At 56.3% G+C, this 21,421-nt stretch carries 17 protein-coding genes; 1 reads left to right on the top strand and 16 read right to left on the bottom strand.

What is annotated here, in order from left to right; genetic code table 11:
- Positions 1-60: 60 nt before the first annotated feature.
- From CJP46_RS30010 to CJP46_RS29950, 13 genes are all read right to left on the bottom strand, one after another.
- Complete coding sequence (locus CJP46_RS30010; protein ID WP_094599308.1) at positions 61-1,200, bottom strand: glycosyltransferase family protein; 1,140 nt, start codon at positions 1,198-1,200, stop codon at positions 61-63.
- A 31-nt stretch (positions 1,201-1,231) separates the two neighbouring features.
- On the bottom strand, positions 1,232-2,317 hold the full coding sequence (locus CJP46_RS30005; RefSeq protein WP_373558055.1) for a CgeB family protein: 1,086 nt from the start codon (positions 2,315-2,317) through the stop codon (positions 1,232-1,234).
- 183 nt (positions 2,318-2,500) lie between these two features.
- Positions 2,501-2,830 (bottom strand): hypothetical protein, encoded by a 330-nt coding sequence (locus tag CJP46_RS30000; protein WP_094599307.1) that lies wholly within the window; start codon positions 2,828-2,830, stop codon positions 2,501-2,503.
- 3 nt (positions 2,831-2,833) lie between these two features.
- Entirely contained in the window at positions 2,834-3,133 is a 300-nt protein-coding gene (locus tag CJP46_RS29995; protein WP_094599306.1) for a hypothetical protein, read from the bottom strand.
- The gene (locus CJP46_RS29990) at positions 3,130-3,489 is read right to left on the bottom strand and encodes an alpha-helical endospore appendage domain-containing protein (protein WP_094599305.1); all 360 of its coding nucleotides are present in this window, start codon (positions 3,487-3,489) and stop codon (positions 3,130-3,132) included. Before CJP46_RS29990 ends, CJP46_RS29995 begins: the two co-directional genes overlap by 4 nt.
- A 30-nt stretch (positions 3,490-3,519) precedes the next feature.
- Positions 3,520-3,807 carry a nucleoside-diphosphate sugar epimerase gene (locus CJP46_RS29985; protein ID WP_094599304.1) on the bottom strand — a complete coding sequence of 96 codons (288 nt, stop codon included), beginning with the start codon at positions 3,805-3,807 and terminating at the stop codon, positions 3,520-3,522.
- A 154-nt stretch (positions 3,808-3,961) separates the two neighbouring features.
- Complete coding sequence (locus CJP46_RS29980; RefSeq protein ID WP_094599303.1) at positions 3,962-5,308, bottom strand: glycosyltransferase family 2 protein; 1,347 nt, start codon at positions 5,306-5,308, stop codon at positions 3,962-3,964.
- Between the two features lie 51 nt (positions 5,309-5,359).
- Positions 5,360-6,451 carry a GT-D fold domain-containing protein gene (locus tag CJP46_RS29975; RefSeq protein ID WP_256992598.1) on the bottom strand — a complete coding sequence of 364 codons (1,092 nt, stop codon included), beginning with the start codon at positions 6,449-6,451 and terminating at the stop codon, positions 5,360-5,362.
- On the bottom strand, positions 6,448-7,179 hold the full coding sequence (locus CJP46_RS29970) for a sugar phosphate nucleotidyltransferase (RefSeq protein ID WP_094599302.1): 732 nt from the start codon (positions 7,177-7,179) through the stop codon (positions 6,448-6,450). Before CJP46_RS29970 ends, CJP46_RS29975 begins: the two co-directional genes overlap by 4 nt.
- The gene (locus tag CJP46_RS29965; protein ID WP_094599301.1) at positions 7,176-7,964 is read right to left on the bottom strand and encodes a glycosyltransferase family 2 protein; all 789 of its coding nucleotides are present in this window, start codon (positions 7,962-7,964) and stop codon (positions 7,176-7,178) included. Before CJP46_RS29965 ends, CJP46_RS29970 begins: the two co-directional genes overlap by 4 nt.
- Complete coding sequence (locus CJP46_RS29960) at positions 7,964-9,073, bottom strand: glycosyltransferase family A protein (protein WP_256992597.1); 1,110 nt, start codon at positions 9,071-9,073, stop codon at positions 7,964-7,966. Before CJP46_RS29960 ends, CJP46_RS29965 begins: the two co-directional genes overlap by 1 nt.
- A 5-nt stretch (positions 9,074-9,078) precedes the next feature.
- Complete coding sequence (locus tag CJP46_RS29955) at positions 9,079-9,876, bottom strand: glycosyltransferase family 2 protein (RefSeq protein ID WP_256992607.1); 798 nt, start codon at positions 9,874-9,876, stop codon at positions 9,079-9,081.
- A 217-nt stretch (positions 9,877-10,093) separates the two neighbouring features.
- A complete protein-coding gene (locus CJP46_RS29950; protein WP_179281387.1) occupies positions 10,094-16,693 on the bottom strand; it encodes a WIAG-tail domain in 6,600 nt (2,199 codons plus the stop codon).
- A 358-nt stretch (positions 16,694-17,051) separates the two neighbouring features.
- Here CJP46_RS29950 and CJP46_RS29945 point away from each other — a divergent pair, with 358 nt between their 5' ends.
- A complete protein-coding gene (locus tag CJP46_RS29945; RefSeq protein ID WP_094599299.1) occupies positions 17,052-18,155 on the top strand; it encodes a YheC/YheD family endospore coat-associated protein in 1,104 nt (367 codons plus the stop codon).
- A 186-nt stretch (positions 18,156-18,341) separates the two neighbouring features.
- Here the strand turns inward: CJP46_RS29945 and CJP46_RS29940 are convergent, their stop codons facing one another.
- The 3 genes from CJP46_RS29940 to CJP46_RS29930 are packed head-to-tail and all read right to left on the bottom strand — an operon-like array spanning position 18,342 to position 21,341.
- Positions 18,342-19,154, bottom strand: coding sequence for an energy-coupling factor transporter transmembrane component T family protein (locus tag CJP46_RS29940; protein ID WP_094599298.1), 813 nt, complete (start codon positions 19,152-19,154; stop codon positions 18,342-18,344).
- Positions 19,151-20,737 carry an ABC transporter ATP-binding protein gene (locus CJP46_RS29935; RefSeq protein WP_094599297.1) on the bottom strand — a complete coding sequence of 529 codons (1,587 nt, stop codon included), beginning with the start codon at positions 20,735-20,737 and terminating at the stop codon, positions 19,151-19,153. Before CJP46_RS29935 ends, CJP46_RS29940 begins: the two co-directional genes overlap by 4 nt.
- A complete protein-coding gene (locus tag CJP46_RS29930) occupies positions 20,730-21,341 on the bottom strand; it encodes an ECF transporter S component (RefSeq protein WP_094599296.1) in 612 nt (203 codons plus the stop codon). Before CJP46_RS29930 ends, CJP46_RS29935 begins: the two co-directional genes overlap by 8 nt.
- Positions 21,342-21,421 lie beyond the last annotated feature (80 nt).

Raw genomic sequence — 21,421 nt, 5'->3', positions numbered from 1 at the left:
AAACGCCGGCACGGACACATGCTGCCCGCCATTCGTACAAAAGCCTCAAACGTATAGAGATTACGAGAAAATGATCGTAAGCATCTCGTTCAGGCGCTTGCCGTACGTATGATCTCTGAACGTTCTTTCCAGTGCGTTAAGGGCAATCTGCCTGCGTTCTTCCTCATGCCCAAGATAGTATTCAATTTTGTACAACAACTCCTCCGGGGAACTGTACGTTTCGATCTCCACGCCAGGCGTATAAAATTTGGCCAGGTCGCTCCGGCTGTCGCTTAGCTGAAGCGTGGCGCAGGCGGAAATTTCAAAGGTGCGGGGGTTGGGGGAAGCTGCGGGAATTTTGATGGCGTTGTTGTTTACGGAATCGTCTTCATGGGAGCGGTGCAGGTTGATGACGATTTTTGAACCGTTGTAAGCCTCCGCTGTCTCGGCAGGTCCCATCCATTTGTTGAGCTCGATACGGTCCTGATAAGCCGTATAATTAGGCAATCGGTCCCACCAAATCCCGTTGAACACCGTTTTATGCTGCATGAGCCGGTCGATGATCGGTTCAAAAAAGGCGATTCGGTTCCAGTACGCCGAGCCGATGAAACTGACATCCCGGCGAAGCGGAGATATATTCCGGGACGGCCGGTAGTACTCGGTATGGGCAGCAAAAGGCAGATGATAGACATGCGCGCATCCCAACTGTTGATAATAAGGAATGCAGTTGGATTCCAACGTGAAGATGTAGTTATAATGTTTGACATTCTCCATCGTCATGTCGGTATAGTAAGGATCGTCCGTAAGCCAGACGGCGGTGCGGATTCCGTGCTGCCGAACGGCATCCATGATTTCGTTGTTTATGAACATGCCGTCCAGAACAAGCACCAGATCTGGAGCGGTCTGCAAAACCGTTTCGACGGTAAGCTGTCCCGGCTCAATAATGACCACTTCAGCGACCATAGTCCGGAGCGTGGAGGAGATGGCCTCGTCCAGCGGCGAATACGGGTACCCCTTGCCTGAAGCGATATACAAGACGCGAATTTGACGGAACGGGACGGATTCCGCCGGACGGCTGGTGATCACGTCCGCACGGCCTCGCAAATAACCTTCGTGATATCCGCTGCGATAGCCGTCCTCGCGTCCCCTGGCTCTCGCTTTGGCGGAATCGTAACTCAGATTCAGATCCTGGACCCTTCGGGGCCATTTAACCTTCGACATATCGACACTCCCTTGATTGAAATTGTCAGCATCAGAACTGCTTCAGGAAAGTTTTCATCCGGCTGATGAACGTATGCGCCTGACGGGTCGTGTGCAGCCCGCGGGCCGCCATATTTCTCCGTTCTTCGTCGTGCTCCAGATAATAGGTAATCTTGTTCTCGAGTTCCGCAACGGATGCAAACGTATCAATGTCATAGCCCGGTCTGTAAAAACTGGTGAGGTCTTCACGGATATCGGTGATCTGCATAGCTCCGCAAGCATTGATCTCATAGGTTCTCGGGTTGATCGATTTGCCGCCGATCCGATGGATGTTGCGGTTGTCCTGCCCCCATTCGTCAGGACGGTGAATATTAATGACCACTTTCGCCCCATTGTAATAACGGACTGTTTCCTCCGGCGGGATAAATCCAAGCCGTACCGAGCGGCCCAGCAAATCCTGCCTGGACAAGCGCTCCCAGAATCCCCCGGCAATCAGCACTTTTTTATTCTCCAGAAACGCTGCCATTTCATCAAAGATAGCGACACGGTTCCAAAAAGCATTGCCGATAAAGCAAATGTCGTACAAATGCTCCGGGCCGCAGCGCAGGGGCTTGAACATTTCCGGGTTCACGGCCAGCGGCAAGTAGTGGACGTTCCTGGCCCCCAACCCTTGGTAAAAAGACACGCATCCCAGCTCATGCGTAAACACCACGTCATACGCGGTGCACGCGACGGCCGTATCCTCGCTAAAATAAGGATCGTCGACGAACCATACAACCGTGGTCATCCCCAGCGCACGGAGGCGCCGGATATCCTCCAAATGATTCTCGGGAAATACGTGCAATCCGTTCAAAACGAATATAAGATCGGGACGTTCCTTTTTGGCGAGCTCCAGCATCTTCGGAGCTTCCACAACGATACATTCTCTGACCAGACTGCTGAGCGCAGCGGATATTCCCTGATCTATGGCATGAAAGCCCTGCGGAACATAAAAAACTTTCATGTTCCGGAAATAAGGCTCCGGACCAGGTATCCGTTCCATGACAGCCTGACAAACACCGAGGCGCAAGCCGTCCTCGTAACCCTGCTGGTAACTGGGGCTTGCCGCCGATTCAGCCACATTTTCCACAGTCTTCACCCTGTCTGTCATGAATTGTGAAAGAACAATATAAATATATGCGGAAGAGGCAGTTGCATCATGGACGACTGCCTTAACACGGCTAAATTGGCGTTTGCCCTGCAGAAAAACGGCAAAAAGCCTTTCGCCCCATGGCTGTCCCATGGAGCGAAAGGCTTGACTGTGTCCCATTCCCTCATTTTATTACTTAGATTGGTAGGCTAACAGATGGCCGTCTTCATAGCCTTTGGCAAAGCCCGCGTTAAACCCTTCATTGTAAGCTTCGTCAAACCCTTGGCTGTACGCCGAATCCGGGCTGCTGTGAGGCTCGGCGACTTGAGCCACGGGAACCGGCAGCACCGGCTTAGACACGGGTTTGCGCTTTTTACGGATTTTTTTGATCCGATGCTTTCTCTTCGTCGGTAGCGGGCGTTTCCGCCGTTTTTTGAGCTTGATGAGTCGCGCCTTACGGGCAAGCAGCAGGCGCTTCCTGGATCGTGGCCTCCGGCCGGAACGTTTCTTCTTCGTTATCATCCCTTAATCCTCCTGTACTTCTCGGGTGGCTGCGAAATGGGCGGATAAAGATGCGTTTAACCAGGGCGGCGCGGAATTCCCGTTTCGGGGCTGGCACAGGCTGATGCCCGTGAGCATTCGGCACATCGTATCCTGATGCTGCGTCAAGAGCCGGATATTTTCAAGGAGAGCCCGGGCAGAGAGGTCCGACTCGGAAGAGATGTCGGCGATGCTCCCGAGAATCCGGGCCAGCGCCTTTTGGCTGAGCGCGATGGATTGGATCAGTTCCAGCTTCGTTTCCTGCTCTCGAAGGAGCAAGCTCATTTTCCCATGTCTCCTAGGCTGAAATCACCACCGCTGCTGCCATACATGCCTTCCCCGCCGCCGCCAGCGCCACCGTACTCTTCTTCTTCCTGTACAAGCAATGCTTTCAAGTTGCTGCACAGTCCATTCTCCATCTTCGTCAGCCCCTCCAGCAGCTCCACGATTTGACCGTGAATCTGCAGAGGCTCGCTCAGCTGATTCTCATGGCTTGAAAACGCGTCCGAATTCAGATGATTCAGCGTCCAGTTCCGGATTTTTTCGGCTTCGACGGCTTTGGCCTCCAGAATCATCGCGATGTTCCACTGAATTTTGGAGGCGGCGTCCAGCATATGCAAAAAAGCCTGTTCTCTGCTCATATCCTGCACTCCCTCACGTTTTTCCCGAAGTTATTCCTCTTCATTGCTGCCCATCTCTTTCACCACATGATTTAACGTTTCCGCCAGCGCTTCCTGCAGGTCGGCAATGCTGCTCAAGTAAGAAATGATGCTCTTGTTGATCTGGCTGGAATTTTCAATCAACCCGCTCACACCTTCAAATTCCGGATGCTCATCGGGCAAATCATGAATAATCTGGGCCATCCGGACCGCAACTTGGCGCTCGGCATCCAGAACCCTGGCCATTTGCTGCTTGGAATGTGACATATGGGTAAGCATTTCGTCAATTTTGCTCTGCATTCCGGTCCCTCCCTGGTGATAGGTCACGCCGTCTGCGAATAGGCGGTCCGCCTGATCCGCATCTGCCTGCTATATCCTATGCCGCCATCCTGAAGTCAGTTACGCGAATGAAGGCGGCATCCGGTTTTTTTATTATTATTTTTTTGGAAAACCGTCAAAGCACGGGGTTATCTAGGCGCGGCGGGGCGATAATCAGATCCCCCTCCGGCACGGAGGACAACTGCTCGATTGGCCATACCGATCGTTTTCTCAGCTCCATGTGCCATCGCTCCAAGGTATGCGGCGATGCAAACGGCCTCAGCGTTCCGCCGGACCATTGGTACACGCGTCCACCGGGGCCTGCCACAAGCTGACCAGCGCTGGCCTCTCCTGCCGCTGCGGACTCAGCCATTGCTGCCGAATACAACATTTCCCGGATCTGCTCACCCGTCAGAGATTGCTCTCCGTCCGGAATTTGCCGGATATCCATCCTTGACAGCAATACGGCATCTGCGTCAAACGAGTCCGCCCCGCCGCCGACGCTGTACTTCCGCCCGTTCAGCAGAAAATACACAAGGCCGGACCGGTCCTGTACCAGTACGTGTGACGGGTAAAGTTCATACCCGCTTCGCAGCCCGGGAAACCTAGCCAGGGCTCCTTCCTTCATGCTCGTCACCCAATTGTAAGGGTTATCCCACTTATTACTATAATACGTCTCGTTATGTTGATTGACCGGTTCAAATTGCTGTCCCAGCTTCTTCATGCTTACGCTTCCGAAATGGTGGATAAACGAATCCCCGGCAATGAACAATTTCCGGCCGGTGAGCCGAAGCCGAATGATCCAGTCATCGTCTTCATAGTTGCCGATCCGATATCCCTCATCCAAATAACCAATGAGGTGCAGGACATCTCTGCGGAGTAACAGGCAGAAGCCGACCAAACGGTCGGCTTCACGCCATTTCCCTGCATCCGGCACGTTATGGCGGGCAGCGAATTCCCACATTTTCTCCACGCCTTCGTAAGGAACCGGAATTTGCTGTTCCCCGCTGATATAGTTCGTCACGGGCCCAACGGCGCCGATCCGGGGGTCGCTGTCCAAGCAGCGGAGCATATGGGTCAGCCAATTCGGGGTGACGAGAATATCATTGTTCAGGATGACAACCGTTTCTCCCTTTGCCATCATGATGCCGTGATTGACGCCGCCGGCAAACCCTCGGTTCTCCTCCATTCTTGCAAACCTGACTTTCCCGCTAAACGGCCTGAGGCAGGAGGCAATATCATCCGTAGACGCATTGTCAACGACAATAATCTCATGCGGTTCTGGCGTATGAGCCTCAATACTCCCTATGCACTGGATCAGATAATCGGCCTGATTATAGGTCGGAATGATGATGCTGGTGCCTTGAAACGGAATATGGAACGTATCCCTTCCCTTTTGCAGCCCTTCCGCGTAACCGCGCTCGTAGCCCTGATGATATCGGCCGCTTCCGGAGGATGTTGCTCTCCTGATCCGTCTCTTCATTTCAATCCCTCCCCGTTTTCAAAAATGATGTTCCTCTCCGTTTGTGCACTCTTACCCTCTGGCGTATGGAATCTCACCGGTAGCGAGCTTATCCGCCAGATGTCCAAAATCCAGCGCGACTTTGCCCAGCTGGCTCGCGATGCGCTCACAGATCACGACCGCGGGAATGCCGCTGGCCACGAGAGCCAGGTCAAATTCGCATATGGCCGCCTCCTCCATCACTCTTGGAATGTCCCGAAAACCACGCACCGGGTTGATTACGCCGGCTATGTCCAGCGGAGCCGAAGCCATGAGCGTATTCGCAAGCTCGGGAGCACGGTCTCCGATCAGAAGCAGCCGTTTCCCCGGGAGAAGCTGCTGCAGCAGACCATGCTCATGCAGCGCGTAATTTATCGTGGATGTCGTTAGCGTCAGGTTGCGATAAGACAGCCCGAAATGCCGAAGCACCGGGAACAAAAGGCCCTGGAACGTCGGCAGACGGGAATGCGGAATGCCGACGATCCCGGCCGTGCGAAGCGATTCGGCCAGCATATCGCGTGCCTGCGGATCGGGCAGCACTATTCCTGCTGTCGAGAGAAAGCGCCCCTTTTGCCGCACTTCCGCCAGCGGGAGTACGGTGTCATGGGCCAGAGCCAGTAATTCTCCGTCGCCCAGCCGGACAACCGACAAAGGCTGGCCTGTGGCCAAGGCTTGCACCATACGGCCGTGGACCTCATCGGGGCGCAATAGCTGAAGCCAATGTTCCCGGTATGCCAATAGTCCCGCGGCGATCACCTCGCTAGCTCCCATTTCCGGCAGCACCGTGTACGGTGGAAGCTGGGAGGCGACCGCCTCCTCCACCCCCTCTGCATACCCGGCCTGGTAAGCAGCATCCTGCACCTTTTGGATATCAATCGAGGGCTCCGTGTGGGTTTCAGCAGGTTCCTCTTGGGGATGAGGAAGCACTGCGAGGGAAGTAACCCCCGGCAGCTTCGGATGCCTCAAACCGTTTCGCCGCTGGCCGTACTTGCGCTTTCTTCTATCCCTTCGGTTCAGCGGACCCTGCCGCCAGCGGGGCATTGAACGACGCTTGGTTCCCTTGAAACGAAGAGCCCTCTTCCATGGAGGAATAAGGGCTCTCTTACGGATTCGAGGGCGGCTCATGGGAAATTCCCCTTCATTTTCTTGCCTGCCTCCTGCAGGGATTCAAACGTGCCCGCGTCGCTCCACCACTGCTGCAGGATATCGTACTCCAGCCGCCCGTCAGCGGCATAGACATTGTTGACGTCGGTAATCTCCAGTTCTCCCCGGCCCGATGGATGGATCCTGGAGATAATATCGAACACGGTGGAATCATACATATAAAAACCGGTAACGCAGTAAGAAGACTTGGGCTTCGCCGGCTTCTCCTCAATCCGGCTGATGAGCTCGGGATGCGCCCGGTCAAACACCGGAACGCCGTACCTCCGGGCATCTTGAACCTGCTTCAGGAGCACCCGCGCCGTGCCGGCGGACTGTCTCGCAAATTTGTTGACATACGTGCTCAAATCATCCATAAACAGATTGTCTCCAAGCAGAACGACGAATTTTTCGTCCATCATAATAAAGCTTCTTCCCAGGTCCAGCGCCTCGGCGATTCCCCCCGCAGATTCCTGAATCCGGTAGGTCAACTGCACGCCGAAGTCCTGACCGCTTCCCAAATATTCCGTATACAAGCCTGCGGACTGTTTGCCCATGACAATGAGAATTTCCTTGATTCCTGCCTGGCGCAATCTGTCGATGCCGTAGACGATCATGGGATACTTTCCGACAGGAAGCAAATGCTTGTTGATCAGCCGGGTCAGCGGATACAACCGGGTACCTGTCCCGCCTGCCAAGATAATACCTCTCACTGCACCTCTCCTCCTTCAGATATGCTGCCTGCATTTTCTATAAACTGGCGGGGATCAATATGCCACTTTTCCATAAATAAGCGGTGGTTCCGGTCAATCAGCTGCTGAATCTGTTCGGAGTATACCTCTTTAAAGCTGACGCTGCCCTGATGGTAAACAAGCGCATCCCCGCAAATCAGCAGACGGAAGCCGGCCATCCGGGCCCTGTAGCAGTAATCGTCATCCTCATAATGACCTGGAGAGAATGCTTCATCCAGAAATCCGATCTTGCTCAGCACTTCCCGTTTCATGAGCAGGCACATGCCGATAACCCGGCTGACTTCCCCCCATCGGGACGGATCTGACTCATTGTTTCGAGCGGCTATCCGCTGGAATTCCTCTATATTTTGAAAAGAAACATCCACCTTTTGTCTACCCGAAGCTGCATTGGTAACGGGCCCGACCAAGCCGACATCCTCCCTGCTGTGCAGGGCAGCGAGCATATTGGACAACCAGTTTGCCGTTACCGTCACATCGTTGTTGAGCAGGAGCAGATCGTCCCCTCCGGCTGCCGCCAGCCCCATGTTGCACGCGACTGGAAACCCCCGGTTTTCCGGGAGGGAGATAAACGGGATCCCTTCCTTGACGCAATAGCGGTCGGTACCGTCCGTCGAGGCGTTGTCGACGACAATCATTTCATATGGCATATTGGTGTATCGGCGGATCGCCTCGATGCAGGGGGCAAGCAGATGCAAGCCGTTATACGTGGGGATGACGATGCTCGTCGTTCGCTGATCCAGACTCATCAGGCATTCCTCCTCAGGGCGACTTCCGCTCGGGAGCCCGAGGAGGACTGAGGCATCCAGCCGGCATCCAGCAGCGCATGGAGCGCTTCTGCATGGTCACCGATAATTAGGTCTGCCACCGCATTGCCGGTGCCCGTATTTCCTGGACGCTTCCGGTTCGCGCTGATCACGTCAACCGGCTGCACCAGCGCGAAGCGGTACCCCTTTGCCAAGGCCAGTGCTTGGGCCTTCGGGGGAACCATCAACTGCTCATTGCCGATATCTGCAATCAAACGTCTTGCCAGTGCATGAGGAACGGCCGTGAGCGAATTGGCCCCAAGTTCCGGGTGCCCAAGCACCGTATTTAAAAAGCTTTTGCACCGCGTTACCTCATCTTGCTGCACATACGGCGGCAAATACGGATTTAGGTCATTCAGCGCAGCGTCCATCCCTTCATCCACCTTATATATAAAAGGCGCCAACTCCTCGGCTGAGATCACGACATCCCCGTCCGTAAACAGCACAATATCCGCCGAGGTCATGGCGGTCCCTACACTCCGGCCCACGTCATGTCCGAGCCGGTCCGGAACATGGAGTATGCTGGCGATCCGGTGCTTGCGCGCGGCCGGATAGCTCTGATCCCGGCAGCCGTTCAGCACGACGATCACTTCCCGGAACGGCAGCCGTTCCAATTGCTGAAGCACCTTGCCCAGCGTATCCTGCTCATTGCTGGCGCAGACGACGGCCGCGGCCGACCTTGCCAGCGGCAGTGGAATACGGATATCTTTTCGCCCGGAGCCTTTGGCATAGCCGTCGGTGTAACTCCTTGACAGCCGGAGCATCGTTCGAATATCCGGACGCTTCTTTACATGCGCTGCGCACCAATCGGCAAACGTCCGCTGAAGCGGCGATTCATAGAGGAGAGCCTCGGCTTCTTCGGCGACGGCATGATTCCCGGCAAGGAGCCCGGCCTGATAGGCGGCATCCGCCAGCTTGCTTGCCCCTTCCCTATGGATGGATTGAATCGCCGCACCGCCCCGCTTCGCGCTGGCGCGCCTTTTATGCCGAGACTTCCGTCCGGCCCAATTTATTCGGGACCGGGCCAGTGCGCTTCTTGATCTCTTTCTCATCAGGCTCACCTTCTCACCCGCTTTCGTTCCCGCCCCAGGTCACTGCGGAGACCCCTTGGATCCGTTACCGACAAATACCACTTCACTGCCTGAATATGATCCGTGAGAACCACCTCCTGCAGAAGATCTTTCCCGTCCACCTTGGCTCTACGCTTATTTAACCGCCCTACGGGTACTTCATGGACCGCTTCGACCCTGAGTCCGGCGGTGACTGCCTTCGCTAAAGCGAGGGGAGGGATCGACAGGCATTCGGAGCCGAGCTTGTCGACAGCGCGGCGGCTTAATGCATGCGGGACGGCGGTCAGGGAGGATCCGAGCAGATCCGTGCGGCGCAGCATCGTATTCAAGACATGCTTGGCTTGAACGACCGGATGCGCCTGACGCCGCTGAACCGGGCCGCTGTATCGGTTCAGAGCGACATCCACTCCACCGAGGACCGCCATGACGAAGGGACGAAGCTGCCGGGCTCCGATCGGCATGTCCCCGTCCAGGTACAGCATCACTTGACCTCGGGCCGCCTGCGTCCCTGCGCTTCTTCCCACATCATGTCCAAGCGGATGCTCATATCTCAGCACACGAGCCCCCGCAGACTCCGCAGCCTCTGCCGTCCGGTCACGGCAGCCGTTGGCCACGACAATAACCTCGCAGGATGGATGTATCCGCAGCGCTTCCCGGACCACGGGTGCGATCGTCTTCTGTTCATTCATCGCAGGGATAATCACCGATAAGACAGGAGGAAGGCCGGGATGGGGTCTTCGCTTTGCCTGCGGTTTAGTTCTATGCCTGGTTCTTGTCCTTACGATCGTCTTCGATGCTTGTCGGTACCTTCGGCGTATTGATCGATAGGTTCGTCTGTATCTTATCCGCCTCATCATTCGGCATATCCCTCCCTGTCATATCAGCACGTATCTCATCACATCCTATGCCGTGGAGGATGCCGGGGAAGCGGCGTTTGTACAATGTATTTAGGTACGGGCACATAACAAACAGGCGCAGGGACTCAGCCCCGCGCCTGTTGACTTATTCACTATCCTTATTTTCTTTTGGTTCTGCCTCGACCCTGAATGCGCTCCGCTGCCTCATGCTGCGCTTTGCATAGCCCGTGGTGCCTTTTCCTGACGGGGAGACGGAGCCGATCGCGATCCAGGACAGGAACCCGATCGTTTCGGGGCCCTTCTGTCTCCTCACTACTTCGATAAAGGCAATATCTTCCCGCTGCGTGTTCAATACGGCGTAGAAATCCGGATGGTTGCACATCGCCACGATCACATAATGGGTGTTCGGATACGGTTCCGGCAGCGTCACCTGCACCTCGACCTGCATCTGGCCTTCGCCAATCCGGAAGGAAGTAATACCGTACTGTTGAAGGGCCGGCTGTCCAGAAGCACTCTGAACGGGTGCAAAAGCAAGCTGCTCACCGGTGATCGACTTGGCGGCGATATGTCTGCCCTGGATCGATCCGTTCTGGATATGGTCCGCATGGACCGCCCCGGATTGAAGATGCTTATCCTGTATGCTTCTCGCCTGCAGGTGGAGTGGATGAATCGATTCCGGTTGGATATGGCTGCCGTCAATCGTGTTCAGAGCAATTTTATCACCCGTTACGGCTTCATCCTCCAGTAAACCGGTGGTGACGGACTCCGGTGCCAGGTGATGCGACTGGACGCTGCCTGGCTGCAAGTGGTCCGAGGATACGGATTCAGGTGCCAGATGATCCGGGCCGACCGTTCCCTCTGCAAGATGTTCGCCTTGGATGAGTCCGGGCTGAAGGTGCCGTTCCTGCACAATGCCGGACTGCAGATGATGCGGCTGAATCGATTCCGGCTGGATATGGCTGCCGTCAATCGTGCTGGGAGCAATTTTATCTCCCGTTACGGCTTCATCCTCCAGTAAACCGGTGGTGACGGACTCCGGTGCCAGGTGATGCGACTGGACGCTGCCTGGCTGCAGGTGGTCCGAGGATACGGATTCAGGTGCCAGGTGATCCGGGCCGACCACTCCCTCTGCAAGATGTTCGCCCTGAATTAGGCCAGGCTGCAGGTGGTACGGTCCGATGGATTCCGGCTGGATATGGCTGCCGTCGACCGCACGAGAAGCGATCTTATCCCCCGTTACAGCTTCCTTCTCCAACGAATCGGCCGAGACGGAATCCGGTGCCAGGTGATGCGGCTGTACGCTGCCTGGCTGCAGGTGGTCCGAGGATACGGATTCAGGTGCCAGATGATCCTGCCCGACCGCTCCTTCTGCAAGATGTTCGCCCTGAATTAGGCCGGGCTGCAAGTGGGACGGTCCGATGGATTCCGGTAGGATATGGCTGCCGTCAACCGTTTGAGAAGCAATTTTATCCCCTGTTACAGCTTCCTTCTTCAGCGAATCGGTTGTAACGGACTCCGGCGCCAAGTGATGCGGCTGAATGAGACCTGGCTGCAGATGCCATTCCTGAATAGTCTCGGCATGAAGGTGGTACGGCTGGATCGACTCCGGCTGGATATGGCTGCCGTCGACCGCATGGGGAGCAATCTTGTCGCCAGTAACGGCTTCATCCTCCAGCGATTGGGCCGTGACGGTATCCGGCGCCAGGTGATGTGCCTGGATGCTGCTTGGTTGCAGGTGATCCGAGGTGACGGATCCGGACGCCAAGTGCTCCGCGCCAACCCCTCCCTCTGCAAGATGTTCTCCCCGAATAAGGTTGGGTTGCAGATGGTATGGCCGGATCGATTTGGGCTGGATATGGCTGCCGTCCAGTGTATTGGAGGCAATCTTATCCCCCGTAACGGCATCATCTTCCAGCGAATCGGTCGTAACGGACTCCGGCGCCAGATGGTGCGGCTGAATGCTGCCCGACTGCAGATGACCCGAGGTGACAGATTCGGCTGCCAGATGATCCGAACCGATGGTACCTTCGGCAAGATGCTGGCCCTGGATGATCCCCGGCTGCAGATGCCATTCCTGTACTATGCCGGGCTGCAGATGGTGCGGCTGGATCGATTCCGGCTGAATATGGCTGCCGTCAACCGCGCGGGAGGCAATTTTATCTCCTGTGACGGATTCATTCTTCAGAGAATCGCTCGTGACCGCATTCCGATCCAGGTGATGCGGCTGGATGCTGCCCTGCTGCAGGTGTTCCGAGGTGACGGATTCGGCTGCCAGATGATCCGGGCCGATTACTCCATCTGCAAGGTGTGCTCCATGAATTAGGCCGGGCTGCAGATGGATCGGCTGGATCGATTCTGGCTGGATATGACTGCCGTCGACCGCATTGGGAGCGATCTTATCCCCCGTAACGGCTTCGTTCCCCAGAGAATCGGTCGTTACGGAATTCCGATCCAAGTGATGCGACTGGATGCTGCCCTGCTGCAGGTGTTCCGAGGTGACGGATTCGGCTGCCAGATGATCCGGGCTGATTACTCCATCTGCAAGGTGTGCTCCATGAATTAGGCCGGGCTGCAGATGGGACGGCTGGATCGATTCCGGCTGGATATGGCTGCCGTCGACCGCATTGGGAGCGATCTTATCCCCCGTAACGGCTTCGTTCTCCAGAGAATCGGTCGTTACGGAACTACGATCCAGGTGATGCGGCTGGATGCTGCTCCGCTGCAGATGACCCGATGTGACGGATTCGGCTGCCAGATGATTCGGACCGACAATCCCTTCGGCAAGATGCTGGCCCTGGATTAGACCGGGCTGCAGATGCCAATCCTGAATGCTCTCGGCTTGAAGGTGAAGCGGCAGGATCGATTCCGGCTGGATGTGGACACTTCCAATCGCACCAGTGGCCAATTTAGCCGAGCTGACGGATCCATCCTTCAGCGCATGCTCTTGAACAGCTCCAAAGGCCAAGTGCTCTCCCGTAACGGCCCCTGTCTGGATGTGACTGCTCCCAATCGACGTGTCCGCCAGCTTGTCGGCTGTGACCGCACCGGGATGCAGCGCCTCGGTATGCACCGAGCTTATGGCCAGATGCTGCATACCGACACTACCTGCCTGCAGCTGCTCCTCTCCGACCGATTCGGGGGCTAAATGTCTGAAGTCCACTGCACCCGGGACAATATGCTGCTTTTCCACGCTCTTTTCCTGAAGCTGAGCCGAGTTGATCGATTTCGCCTGGATGTGGCGAGTTCCGATCGAATCCGACGCGATCTTGCCACCGGTTACCGATTCGTCCTGCAGGGCTTCCTCGGATACCGCATCCGGGGCAAGGTGGCCGGACTGTATGCTGCCGGTCGTCAGATGGGTGGCTGTAACGGATGCGGGCGCCAGCTGTTTGGAGCCTACGGCTTCCTCACCCAGGTGGCCATTACGGATGATGCCCTCCTGTAGATGCTCGAAGCCGATGGAGGCCGGTTTCAGATGGGCGCTGTCGACGGATTCTGGAGCCAGCTTTGAGGCGCCTACTGCACCATCCTGCAATGCTTCCGAATACACGGCACCCTCAGCCAAATGCTGGGCCTTGATGCTGCCAGACTGAAGCTGCTCTTCTCCCACGGAATCCGGAGCAAGATGCCGGAAGCCGACCGCCCCAGGAGCAAGATGCCGCTGCTGTACGCTTTTCTCATGCAGATGAATGGAGCGGACGGCATCCTGTTTGATATTGACGCTGCCGACGGATTCCGGTCCGAGCTTCGATGCTGTTATTGCGCCATCCTTGATGACTTCCGTGTTAACCGATAACGGACTCAGATGGCGTTCCTGGATCAATGCGGACTGCAGATGTCCTTCGCTGACCGAGCCGGGTATGAGATGACCCTCGCCGACGCTGCCTTCAGCCAGATGCCTTGCCTCAACGGCACGGTCTTGCAGGTGCCCACCGGAAACGGAACCGTCCTGAAGCTGTCCGCTTCCGACCGAATCGGCCGCAAGGTGACGCTCGCCGATAATATTATTGGACAAATGTTTCTCTTCCACCGCTTGGTTCTGTAGGTGCACTCCGGAGACAGAACCGTCCTGAAGCTGGTTTCCGCCGATCGAACCGAATGCGAGGTGACGCTCACTGATGATATTGTCGGACAGATGTTTCTCTTCCACCGCTTGGTTCTGCAGGTGCACACCAGAGACGGAATCGGCCTGAAGCTGGTTCCCTCCGACCGAGCCGGCCGTGAGGTGTCGCTCACTGATGATGCCTTCGGCCAGATGCTGTTCTTCCACCGCTTGGTTCTGCAGGTGCACGCTGGAGACGGAACCGGCCTGAAGCTGGTTCCCTCCGACCGAGCCGGCCGTGAGGTGTCGCTCACCGATGATCTCTTCGGCCAGATGCTCCTCTTCCACCGCTTGGTTCTGCAGGTGCACGCTGGAGACGGAACCGGCCTGAAGCTGGATCCCTCCGACCGAGCCGGCCGTGAGGTGTCGCTCACCGATGATCTCTTCGGCCAGATGCTTTTCCTCCACCGCTTGGCTGTGCAAATGCACACTTGAAACCGATCCGGGTTGAAGCTGGGCTCCGCCGACCGATTCTTCCGACAGATGCCGCTGGGTTACCGCACCCATGTTGATTGAGCGGGAAGTGACGGCGTTGTCGGACAAATGCTCACTGGTAACGGACGCGGAAGCCAGTTTGGGGCTGTTCACGCTGCCGTCCGCCAGTTTGGCCGACGTCACGGCCAAATCCTGGATTTTGTCGGTTGCAACGCTTTCGGGCGAAAGCTTCAGGGAGGTTACCGCATGGTCCGCTAAGTGGGCCGGATAGATAATGCCGTGATTAAGATGTCCGGATTGAACGCTTCCTGCCGACAGCTTATCTGCAGTTACCGCTTCATTCTTAATGATTGCATTGTGTACGATACCTGGCGTCAGATGCTCGGCATTCACCGAACCTTTGGCAATATGCTGGGTTGTGACGGCCTGATCCTGAATGGCGGACGCCCGCACGCTTTTGTCGGCCAAATGCCGTTCCTGAATCGAAGCTGGACGGATATGCTCCGCACCGATGCCGCCTTCGGCTATATTGCGGCCGCCGACCGCTCCATCTGCCAGTATTCCGCTCGTTACGCTGCCGCCTGCGAGCTTCTCGCCGATGACAGATTTGTTCTGCAGGTGACGGGAAGCTACCGCCCCGTCAGAGATATGCTGCTCGACAATGGCGCTGCGGGTAATATGGCCCGAGGTGATCGACCCGTGTCTGACATGAGAACCTTCCACGACGTTGGACGCGATATGGCTGCCATTAACAGCCCCCTGCTGAATGTGAGACGTCTGAATGGAATTCGGCGCGATCTGCGATTTCTGGACGGCACCCTGAGCCAGATGCCGGGTCTGAACGGCTTCGTCAGCAATCTTCTGGGGCAGTATGCTCTGATCTGCAATTTTGGATGAGGTGACGGTCTGCTCGACAATATGCACCGTTCCGACCGACTGCTCCGCCAATTTGGTCGCCCCGACGCTGTGGTCGGCTAAGTGTGCCGCAGTGATCTCGCCCGTGGCGATATGCTTGCCGCGGATGGTCGCATCCGCCAAATGCGCGGATGTTACCGCAAACGGCGCCAATATCGGTCCGGTCACGGCTCCATCTTGCAGATGCTGAGTGCCGACTGATTTTTTAGCAACATGCTCGCTCGACACGCTCCCCGTCGCGATTTGGTTTCCGCCAACGGAGCCGTTCTGCAGCAGTTCCCCGGTCAGCGCTCCTTCCCGTATATGATTGTTTTCGATGGAGCGCTCCTTCAGCTTGTCGCCTGTAATTTCCCCGGCCCGGATCTTCGAGCCGGTGACTGCGCCTTCGGCCAGCTTTGACGTGTCGATCACTTCATTGGTCAGATGCATGGACTGGATGCTGGACCCGGCGATTTTGGTTCCCGTTACGACTTGGTCTTGCAGCAGATCCGTTGTCACAACCAGATTACTCAAATGGCGTGACGTAATGGAACCATCGGCGATTTTGGTAGAATCGATCACCTGGTCGCCCAGCTTGGTAGATGTAATGCTGCCGTCGCGGATTTTTTCCCCGCTGATGGAGCGATCCCGAATTTTGCTGCCGCTGATCGCGCCGTCGGTCAGATGCTCCTCCAGAATGGATTCAGCGGCAATTTTGGATGAGACCACGGAGCTGTCGGCTAGATGAATATGGGAGACAGCGTAGTCGGCAATAGCCTCGCTCCCTACCGAGCCGGGCTGAAGTCTGGATGAGTCAATGGCCCGGAGCGCGATTTTGGACGTCGTGACCGAGCCGTCGCTCAGATCATCCGTATAAATGATTGGCTCCGGGGAGTTCGGCATCCTTTTTTCTTCAATAATCTCCTCCAGCTCCTCACGGTCCAGAACCGGCACCGTCTCCTCTGGTATAGTTTCTTCTATAACAGATTCCTCGGGTACCGATTCCTCATCGGGCACTGATTCTTCCTCAGGCTCTTCTATGGCCTCAGGCAGACTCTCTGCAGTATCCTCCGTTTGGTGCTCTTCTACCGGTTCAGTTGTTTCCAACGCCGCTTCTGGCTGGACTTCATCCCTTTCAAGAACTGTATCAGGGGCTAAGGATCGGATTTCCACATACGAATCATGCTGGTTTGTATTTGGCGCCATTACTTTGCTTTTACGGATTAGTTCCAATTCCTGAATATCAGGATTATCCACGAAATAGAGGTTCTTGTTCGGTTGTTTAACCGTCCGGCTTTTCTTCTTCTTTTTCAAAAGACCTCGCTCCTTCCTAACCGGATGCATCTTGGGCATCATATGCGAACAAATAGGCCGTTGTCACTGAATTGAGGGTTTTTGTAACGATTTTGACCTAGCCGATGCTGCCTGCGTAACAATCCGGAATGACGGGACCGCAAATATTCGGGGATAAAAAGGTTACATATTGGGGGACGATCGAGGGACTTCCTGAAGGGCGCCAGTGTCAGCTGCCCGCTAATAATCACTCCGTGCATTTCATCCTCTACCGTTCGTGAAAATAGGCAGCGCGTTACGGACAAAGACCCTTGCTTATAGCAATCTATGGCATAGGATATATAAACGTGGGACGAAGGAATGCCAGGGAGGGATGAACGTGTGGATTTCTGATGTTGGAATTCTGCTGAATGCAGCGGTGCACCGGGGAATTCCCGGCGGAAACACGGGAGCGGAATCCCTCGCCAATTATGAAGAAGCGGCCCGGATGTTCGGTTTGAAGCCGTACTATATGAAACTACAGGATATCGATATCGAACGCCACGAATGTTCGGCGTACGTCCTGAGAGAGGGGAAATACGTTTACACCAGGCTGCCGCTGCCCAGAGTCATTCATAACCGGGCCATCTATTTAGACGGGCGGTCAAAAAGTAGAATACAGCGACTTATAGACGAAGGTTACATGATTTTCAACGCCTACAACCGGTATGGGAAAGATGAAATTCATCACCTGCTCGAAAATGATCCCCTGCTCGCGCGACATCTTCCCGATACGACGATCGCCGCCCCTTCCTCGATCCAGGAAATGATGCGGCGATATCGCGATCTGATATTAAAGCCTTGCGTCGGCAGCGTCGGCAGAGGAATCATGCGCCTTCATGCCCAAGGTCAGCACTGGTATCTAACTTATGCCCGAACCGGCCGTTCCCTGGGATGGACGACGGTCCGCTTGAATAGACGCCAGCTTCCGGGCATCCTGCTCCGCCGGATCTCCCAAGTGCCCTTCCTCGTTCAGGAACGCATCGAGCTGGCGGAATATAAGCAGCGGCCTTATGACCTTCGCGTCTCCATCCAGCGGGGCATCAGCGGCAGCTGGAGCTTGACGGGGATGTATGCCAAGGTCGCCGCATCCCGAATGTTCGTCTCCAATGTCGCCCAAGGCGGTAAGGCTTTACCGGCTGAACGAATTCTGGCCGAAAGCCTGCCCGGGTTATCAGCAAACCGAATCGCGGAAAGCGTGCATCACCTCGCCTTCGGCGTGGTCCGGCAGCTGGAGCAGCATTTGCCATTTGCGGCGGACCTTGGCCTGGATATCGGCGTCACCAAGGGCGGCGAGCCGTATTTTATCGAATGCAACGGACGGGATCAGCGTTACGGCTTCCGAAAAGCCAATATGCCTCAGTATTGGAAAAAAACATATCGAGAGCCAATGGCCTATGCCCGGTATCTGGTAAACCGGCAGAACGCCGGCACAGGACTTTGAGCCGGACGTCGGGTTAGCCCGCCATAATGGTGAGCATCCCCCAAAATCGCTAAAGCAGGAAAAACGCAGAACGAGGAAACCGGGAAAGCACCGAATATCAAATCAAATATAGGCTTAAACGAAAGACCGAAAAGCGTCATGCCGCTGTTTCGGTCTTTTTTCAGTCGGCTAAAGCTATCATACGGGTTAACCTTGTCCATGGTACCTGACATCTTCGATGCCGAACCAGGGAATGGCAGCGGCCGCATAGTAAGCAACCGCAACGGCGATAACGAACATGAGAACCGCCAGGCCGTCGTATCTGCTGAAGGCCGACGGATAATAATACGTCCTGCGTCCCGACCCGCTGAACTGCTTCGCTTCCATCGCCACCGCCACGCGGTGTGCCCGGCGGATGCTCTGGGACAGCAGCGGCACCGCATACAGCCGGACATGCTCAAGAAGGCCTTTGATTCCCCGCCCTGTCCGCACGCCGCGGATTCGCAGCGCCTGCCTGCGGATGAGAAACTCCTCCCAGACGATGGGCAGCAGCCGGATCGACGCCATGAAGCTGTATGCGAATTTGGGCGGCAGGCGAAAATTTTGCATCAGCGAATAGAACAGCTTGACGGACGGCGTGGTCATGACGAAGAGCAATCCTTCTGCCGCAAAAGCAATAGCCCGGAAGCCCAGGTGCAGCCCGCGGTAGAAGCTTTCCTCGGATACGCGGAACAGCCCCCACTGCCACCAGACGTGATCCCCTTTCCCGAAAAGGAGCATCGTCAGGGACGAAGAAACGAACACCAGGCTGAAGGAGAGGACAAGCAGCATCACTTTCCATGCCGGATAACCGCTGGACAGAAACAGGACGGCGATATAGACCGCGGCCTGATAGACGGCAAAATCAATGCTTCGCGTCTGAATCGTAACGATAAACAACATGATCAGTACGGCGAGCTTCAATGAAGGATTCGCCCGGTGCAGCCAGGTAAGACGGCTCGGGGTTAAAAATTTGTTCATCCGCTTACCTCCCCCTGCGCATCCGGAGCTGCGCCGTATCCCTCAAGTCTCCTCCCTCCGGGCTTCATCGCCGTCAGCCTTCCGCTGCGGACTTCCCATACTTGGGTAGCGGCCAGTTCAGCGATCTCACGCTCATGCGTCACCATAACGATCGCCGTGCCGCTGCTGCGCAGCGCTTCGCAGTAGTCCAGGATGGCAAAGGCGTTGCGGGCATCCTGTCCGAACGTCGGTTCATCCAGCAGCAGCACCGCCTGGCGGCGCACCGCTGCCGTGGCGACGCTCAGCCTGCGCTTCTGTCCGGTCGAGAGCTGATACGGATGCCGGCTCTCCAAGCCGTGCAAATGAAACGTCCGGAGGCAATCTTCGGCTTTACTCTCCACCTCTGCCCGGGACATGCCGCCCTGCATATGCAGAGAAAAGGCCGTCTCCTCCAGTACCGTCTGGGCTACAAACTGGAACTCCGGGTTCTGAAACACGAATCCGATCCGGTCCGAAGGGCAGGTTCTCTTCCTGCCCCTGCCCTGCAGCAGTCTGCCTTCCAGGTGGTAGCTGCCTGCGGTCGGAAGAAGCTGCATCAGGCTCAGCAGCAAAGAGCTTTTCCCTGCCCCGTTAGGCCCGACAACCGCGATAAAATCGCCGGGATATACCTCTGCCTCTTCCACCATGATCGCCGGCACATCTCCACGGAGACCGACAAAGCCCCGCAGGGAGAGAACTGGTACCGCCAAGTCCGCGCCCTGCTGCAAGGATTTCAATGGACCGGCGAGCCGAGTCCCCCTCTCGTGGATATAATCCTCCCAAACGCCAGGATACCAAATGCCGTTCTCCTGCAGGGTTCGGCGGTATGTCGTGAAGATCTCGGCCGGCTTGCCGTCGGCCAGGATGCTTCCATCCGGCGCGAACAGAACGATCCGGTCGACCCAGTCCACGATTTCTTCGATCCGGTGCTCAACGATCAGCACGGTCCGCCTCCCCGATACGCTGCGTACCGCCTCCCAGATCTGCTTTCTCCCCTCGGGATCCAGCAGCGCCGAGGGCTCATCCAGCAGGAGCACCTCCGGTTCCAGCAGCAGGACCGATGCGAGAGCGAGCCTCTGCTTCATCCCCAAGGACAGCCGTTCAATCGGGGTGTGCAGCTCTTCCAGGTTCAGGCCGACTTGCCCGAGCGCCTCCCGCATCCGCGGAATCATATCCTCCCTGGCTACCTGGCGGTTCTCCAGCACAAACGCCAGCTCCTCATCGACATACGGCATGCAGAACTGAGTATCCGGATCCTGAAATACATATCCGCCCGAACGGGGCTTTTGGATGTCCGCATATTTGAGCGGAACGTCGATGACCGCCGGAATCAACCCGCCGAGCACCTGCAGCAGCGTGGATTTCCCGCATCCGCTAGGGCCGAGCAGTAGCACCTTTTCTCCGGCCGGCACCGACAGGGAAACATCTTTAAACACGAACGCCTTCTCGCCAGGAAATTTAAGGCGCAGGTCTGTCACCGAAACGGCGATCCGCTCTCTCCCTTGATCCGCCCCTTGCTCCACCGATTTCCGCTTCGTCGCGGCGACCCATTTAGCCTCAGTCATGATCGAGTGCTTCATAATCCTTGGCCGTCACTGGCCGGAGCAGCTGGGTTACTCCGGTTGCTTCCAGCGCTTTGGTCAGGGCGTACGCCAAGTATCCCGCAAGCACCGCCGAGCTGATTAACCGCATCACGTACTTGAACACGATCATCCACGTTGTATAGTCCGTGACATAGCCGTAGTACACGTCCACCAGAAATGATCCCAGTCCCGAAGCCATGCCGGCCAGCGCCGCTACCCCCATGGAGAATTTCCGGTAACGGAACAGGGCGAAGATCAGCTCCGCGGCAAGACCCTGCGCCACACCATAAATAGCCAGCTGAAGCCCCCACTCGCTGCCGAACAGTATTTCTACGTGAGCTGCTGCGACCTCGGCCAAGAGGGCTACGCCGGGCTTGCGGATCAGCAGCGCAGCAAGCGTTGAAGCGAGGAACCACATGCCGTACATCAACTCATCCGCTTGGAAAAACAGCGGCTTGAGCAAGTCGTTCACCGAACCCCAAAAATGGTACACCACCCCGATCACGAGGGATAGCAGAATCGTCACGAGCAGGTCGCTGAGCTTCAGCCCCTTCGGCCGATCCATCTGCATCGTACTGCTGTTCATTTGACATCGTCCTTTCCTTTTCCAAAATTTGGGCAATAAAAAAACCCCCTGGATAAGCGAGGGAGATCGTCAAATAAGCC

It is taken from the genome of Paenibacillus sp. XY044, assembly GCF_002257645.1.
Taxonomy (GTDB): domain Bacteria; phylum Bacillota; class Bacilli; order Paenibacillales; family Paenibacillaceae; genus Paenibacillus_AQ.
The sequence above is the reverse complement of the archived record's forward strand: the minus strand, read 5'-3'. Positions and strand labels throughout refer to the sequence as shown.

What these genes read in the sequence shown, in the direction of transcription:
- CJP46_RS29940 (WP_094599298.1), bottom strand. Translation starts at nt 19,154, where the DNA reads ATGAACAAATTTTTAACCCCGAGCCGTCTTACCTGGCTGCACCGGGCG.
- CJP46_RS29960 (WP_256992597.1), bottom strand. Translation starts at nt 9,073, where the DNA reads ATGAGAAAGAGATCAAGAAGCGCACTGGCCCGGTCCCGAATAAATTGG.
- CJP46_RS30000 (WP_094599307.1), bottom strand. Translation starts at nt 2,830, where the DNA reads ATGATAACGAAGAAGAAACGTTCCGGCCGGAGGCCACGATCCAGGAAG.
- CJP46_RS29930 (WP_094599296.1), bottom strand. Translation starts at nt 21,341, where the DNA reads ATGAACAGCAGTACGATGCAGATGGATCGGCCGAAGGGGCTGAAGCTC.
- CJP46_RS29985 (WP_094599304.1), bottom strand. Translation starts at nt 3,807, where the DNA reads ATGCAGAGCAAAATTGACGAAATGCTTACCCATATGTCACATTCCAAG.
- CJP46_RS29965 (WP_094599301.1), bottom strand. Translation starts at nt 7,964, where the DNA reads ATGAGTCTGGATCAGCGAACGACGAGCATCGTCATCCCCACGTATAAC.
- CJP46_RS29935 (WP_094599297.1), bottom strand. Translation starts at nt 20,737, where the DNA reads ATGACTGAGGCTAAATGGGTCGCCGCGACGAAGCGGAAATCGGTGGAG.
- CJP46_RS29975 (WP_256992598.1), bottom strand. Translation starts at nt 6,451, where the DNA reads ATGAGCCGCCCTCGAATCCGTAAGAGAGCCCTTATTCCTCCATGGAAG.
- CJP46_RS29980 (WP_094599303.1), bottom strand. Translation starts at nt 5,308, where the DNA reads ATGAAGAGACGGATCAGGAGAGCAACATCCTCCGGAAGCGGCCGATAT.
- CJP46_RS29990 (WP_094599305.1), bottom strand. Translation starts at nt 3,489, where the DNA reads ATGAGCAGAGAACAGGCTTTTTTGCATATGCTGGACGCCGCCTCCAAA.
- CJP46_RS29995 (WP_094599306.1), bottom strand. Translation starts at nt 3,133, where the DNA reads ATGAGCTTGCTCCTTCGAGAGCAGGAAACGAAGCTGGAACTGATCCAA.
- CJP46_RS30010 (WP_094599308.1), bottom strand. Translation starts at nt 1,200, where the DNA reads ATGTCGAAGGTTAAATGGCCCCGAAGGGTCCAGGATCTGAATCTGAGT.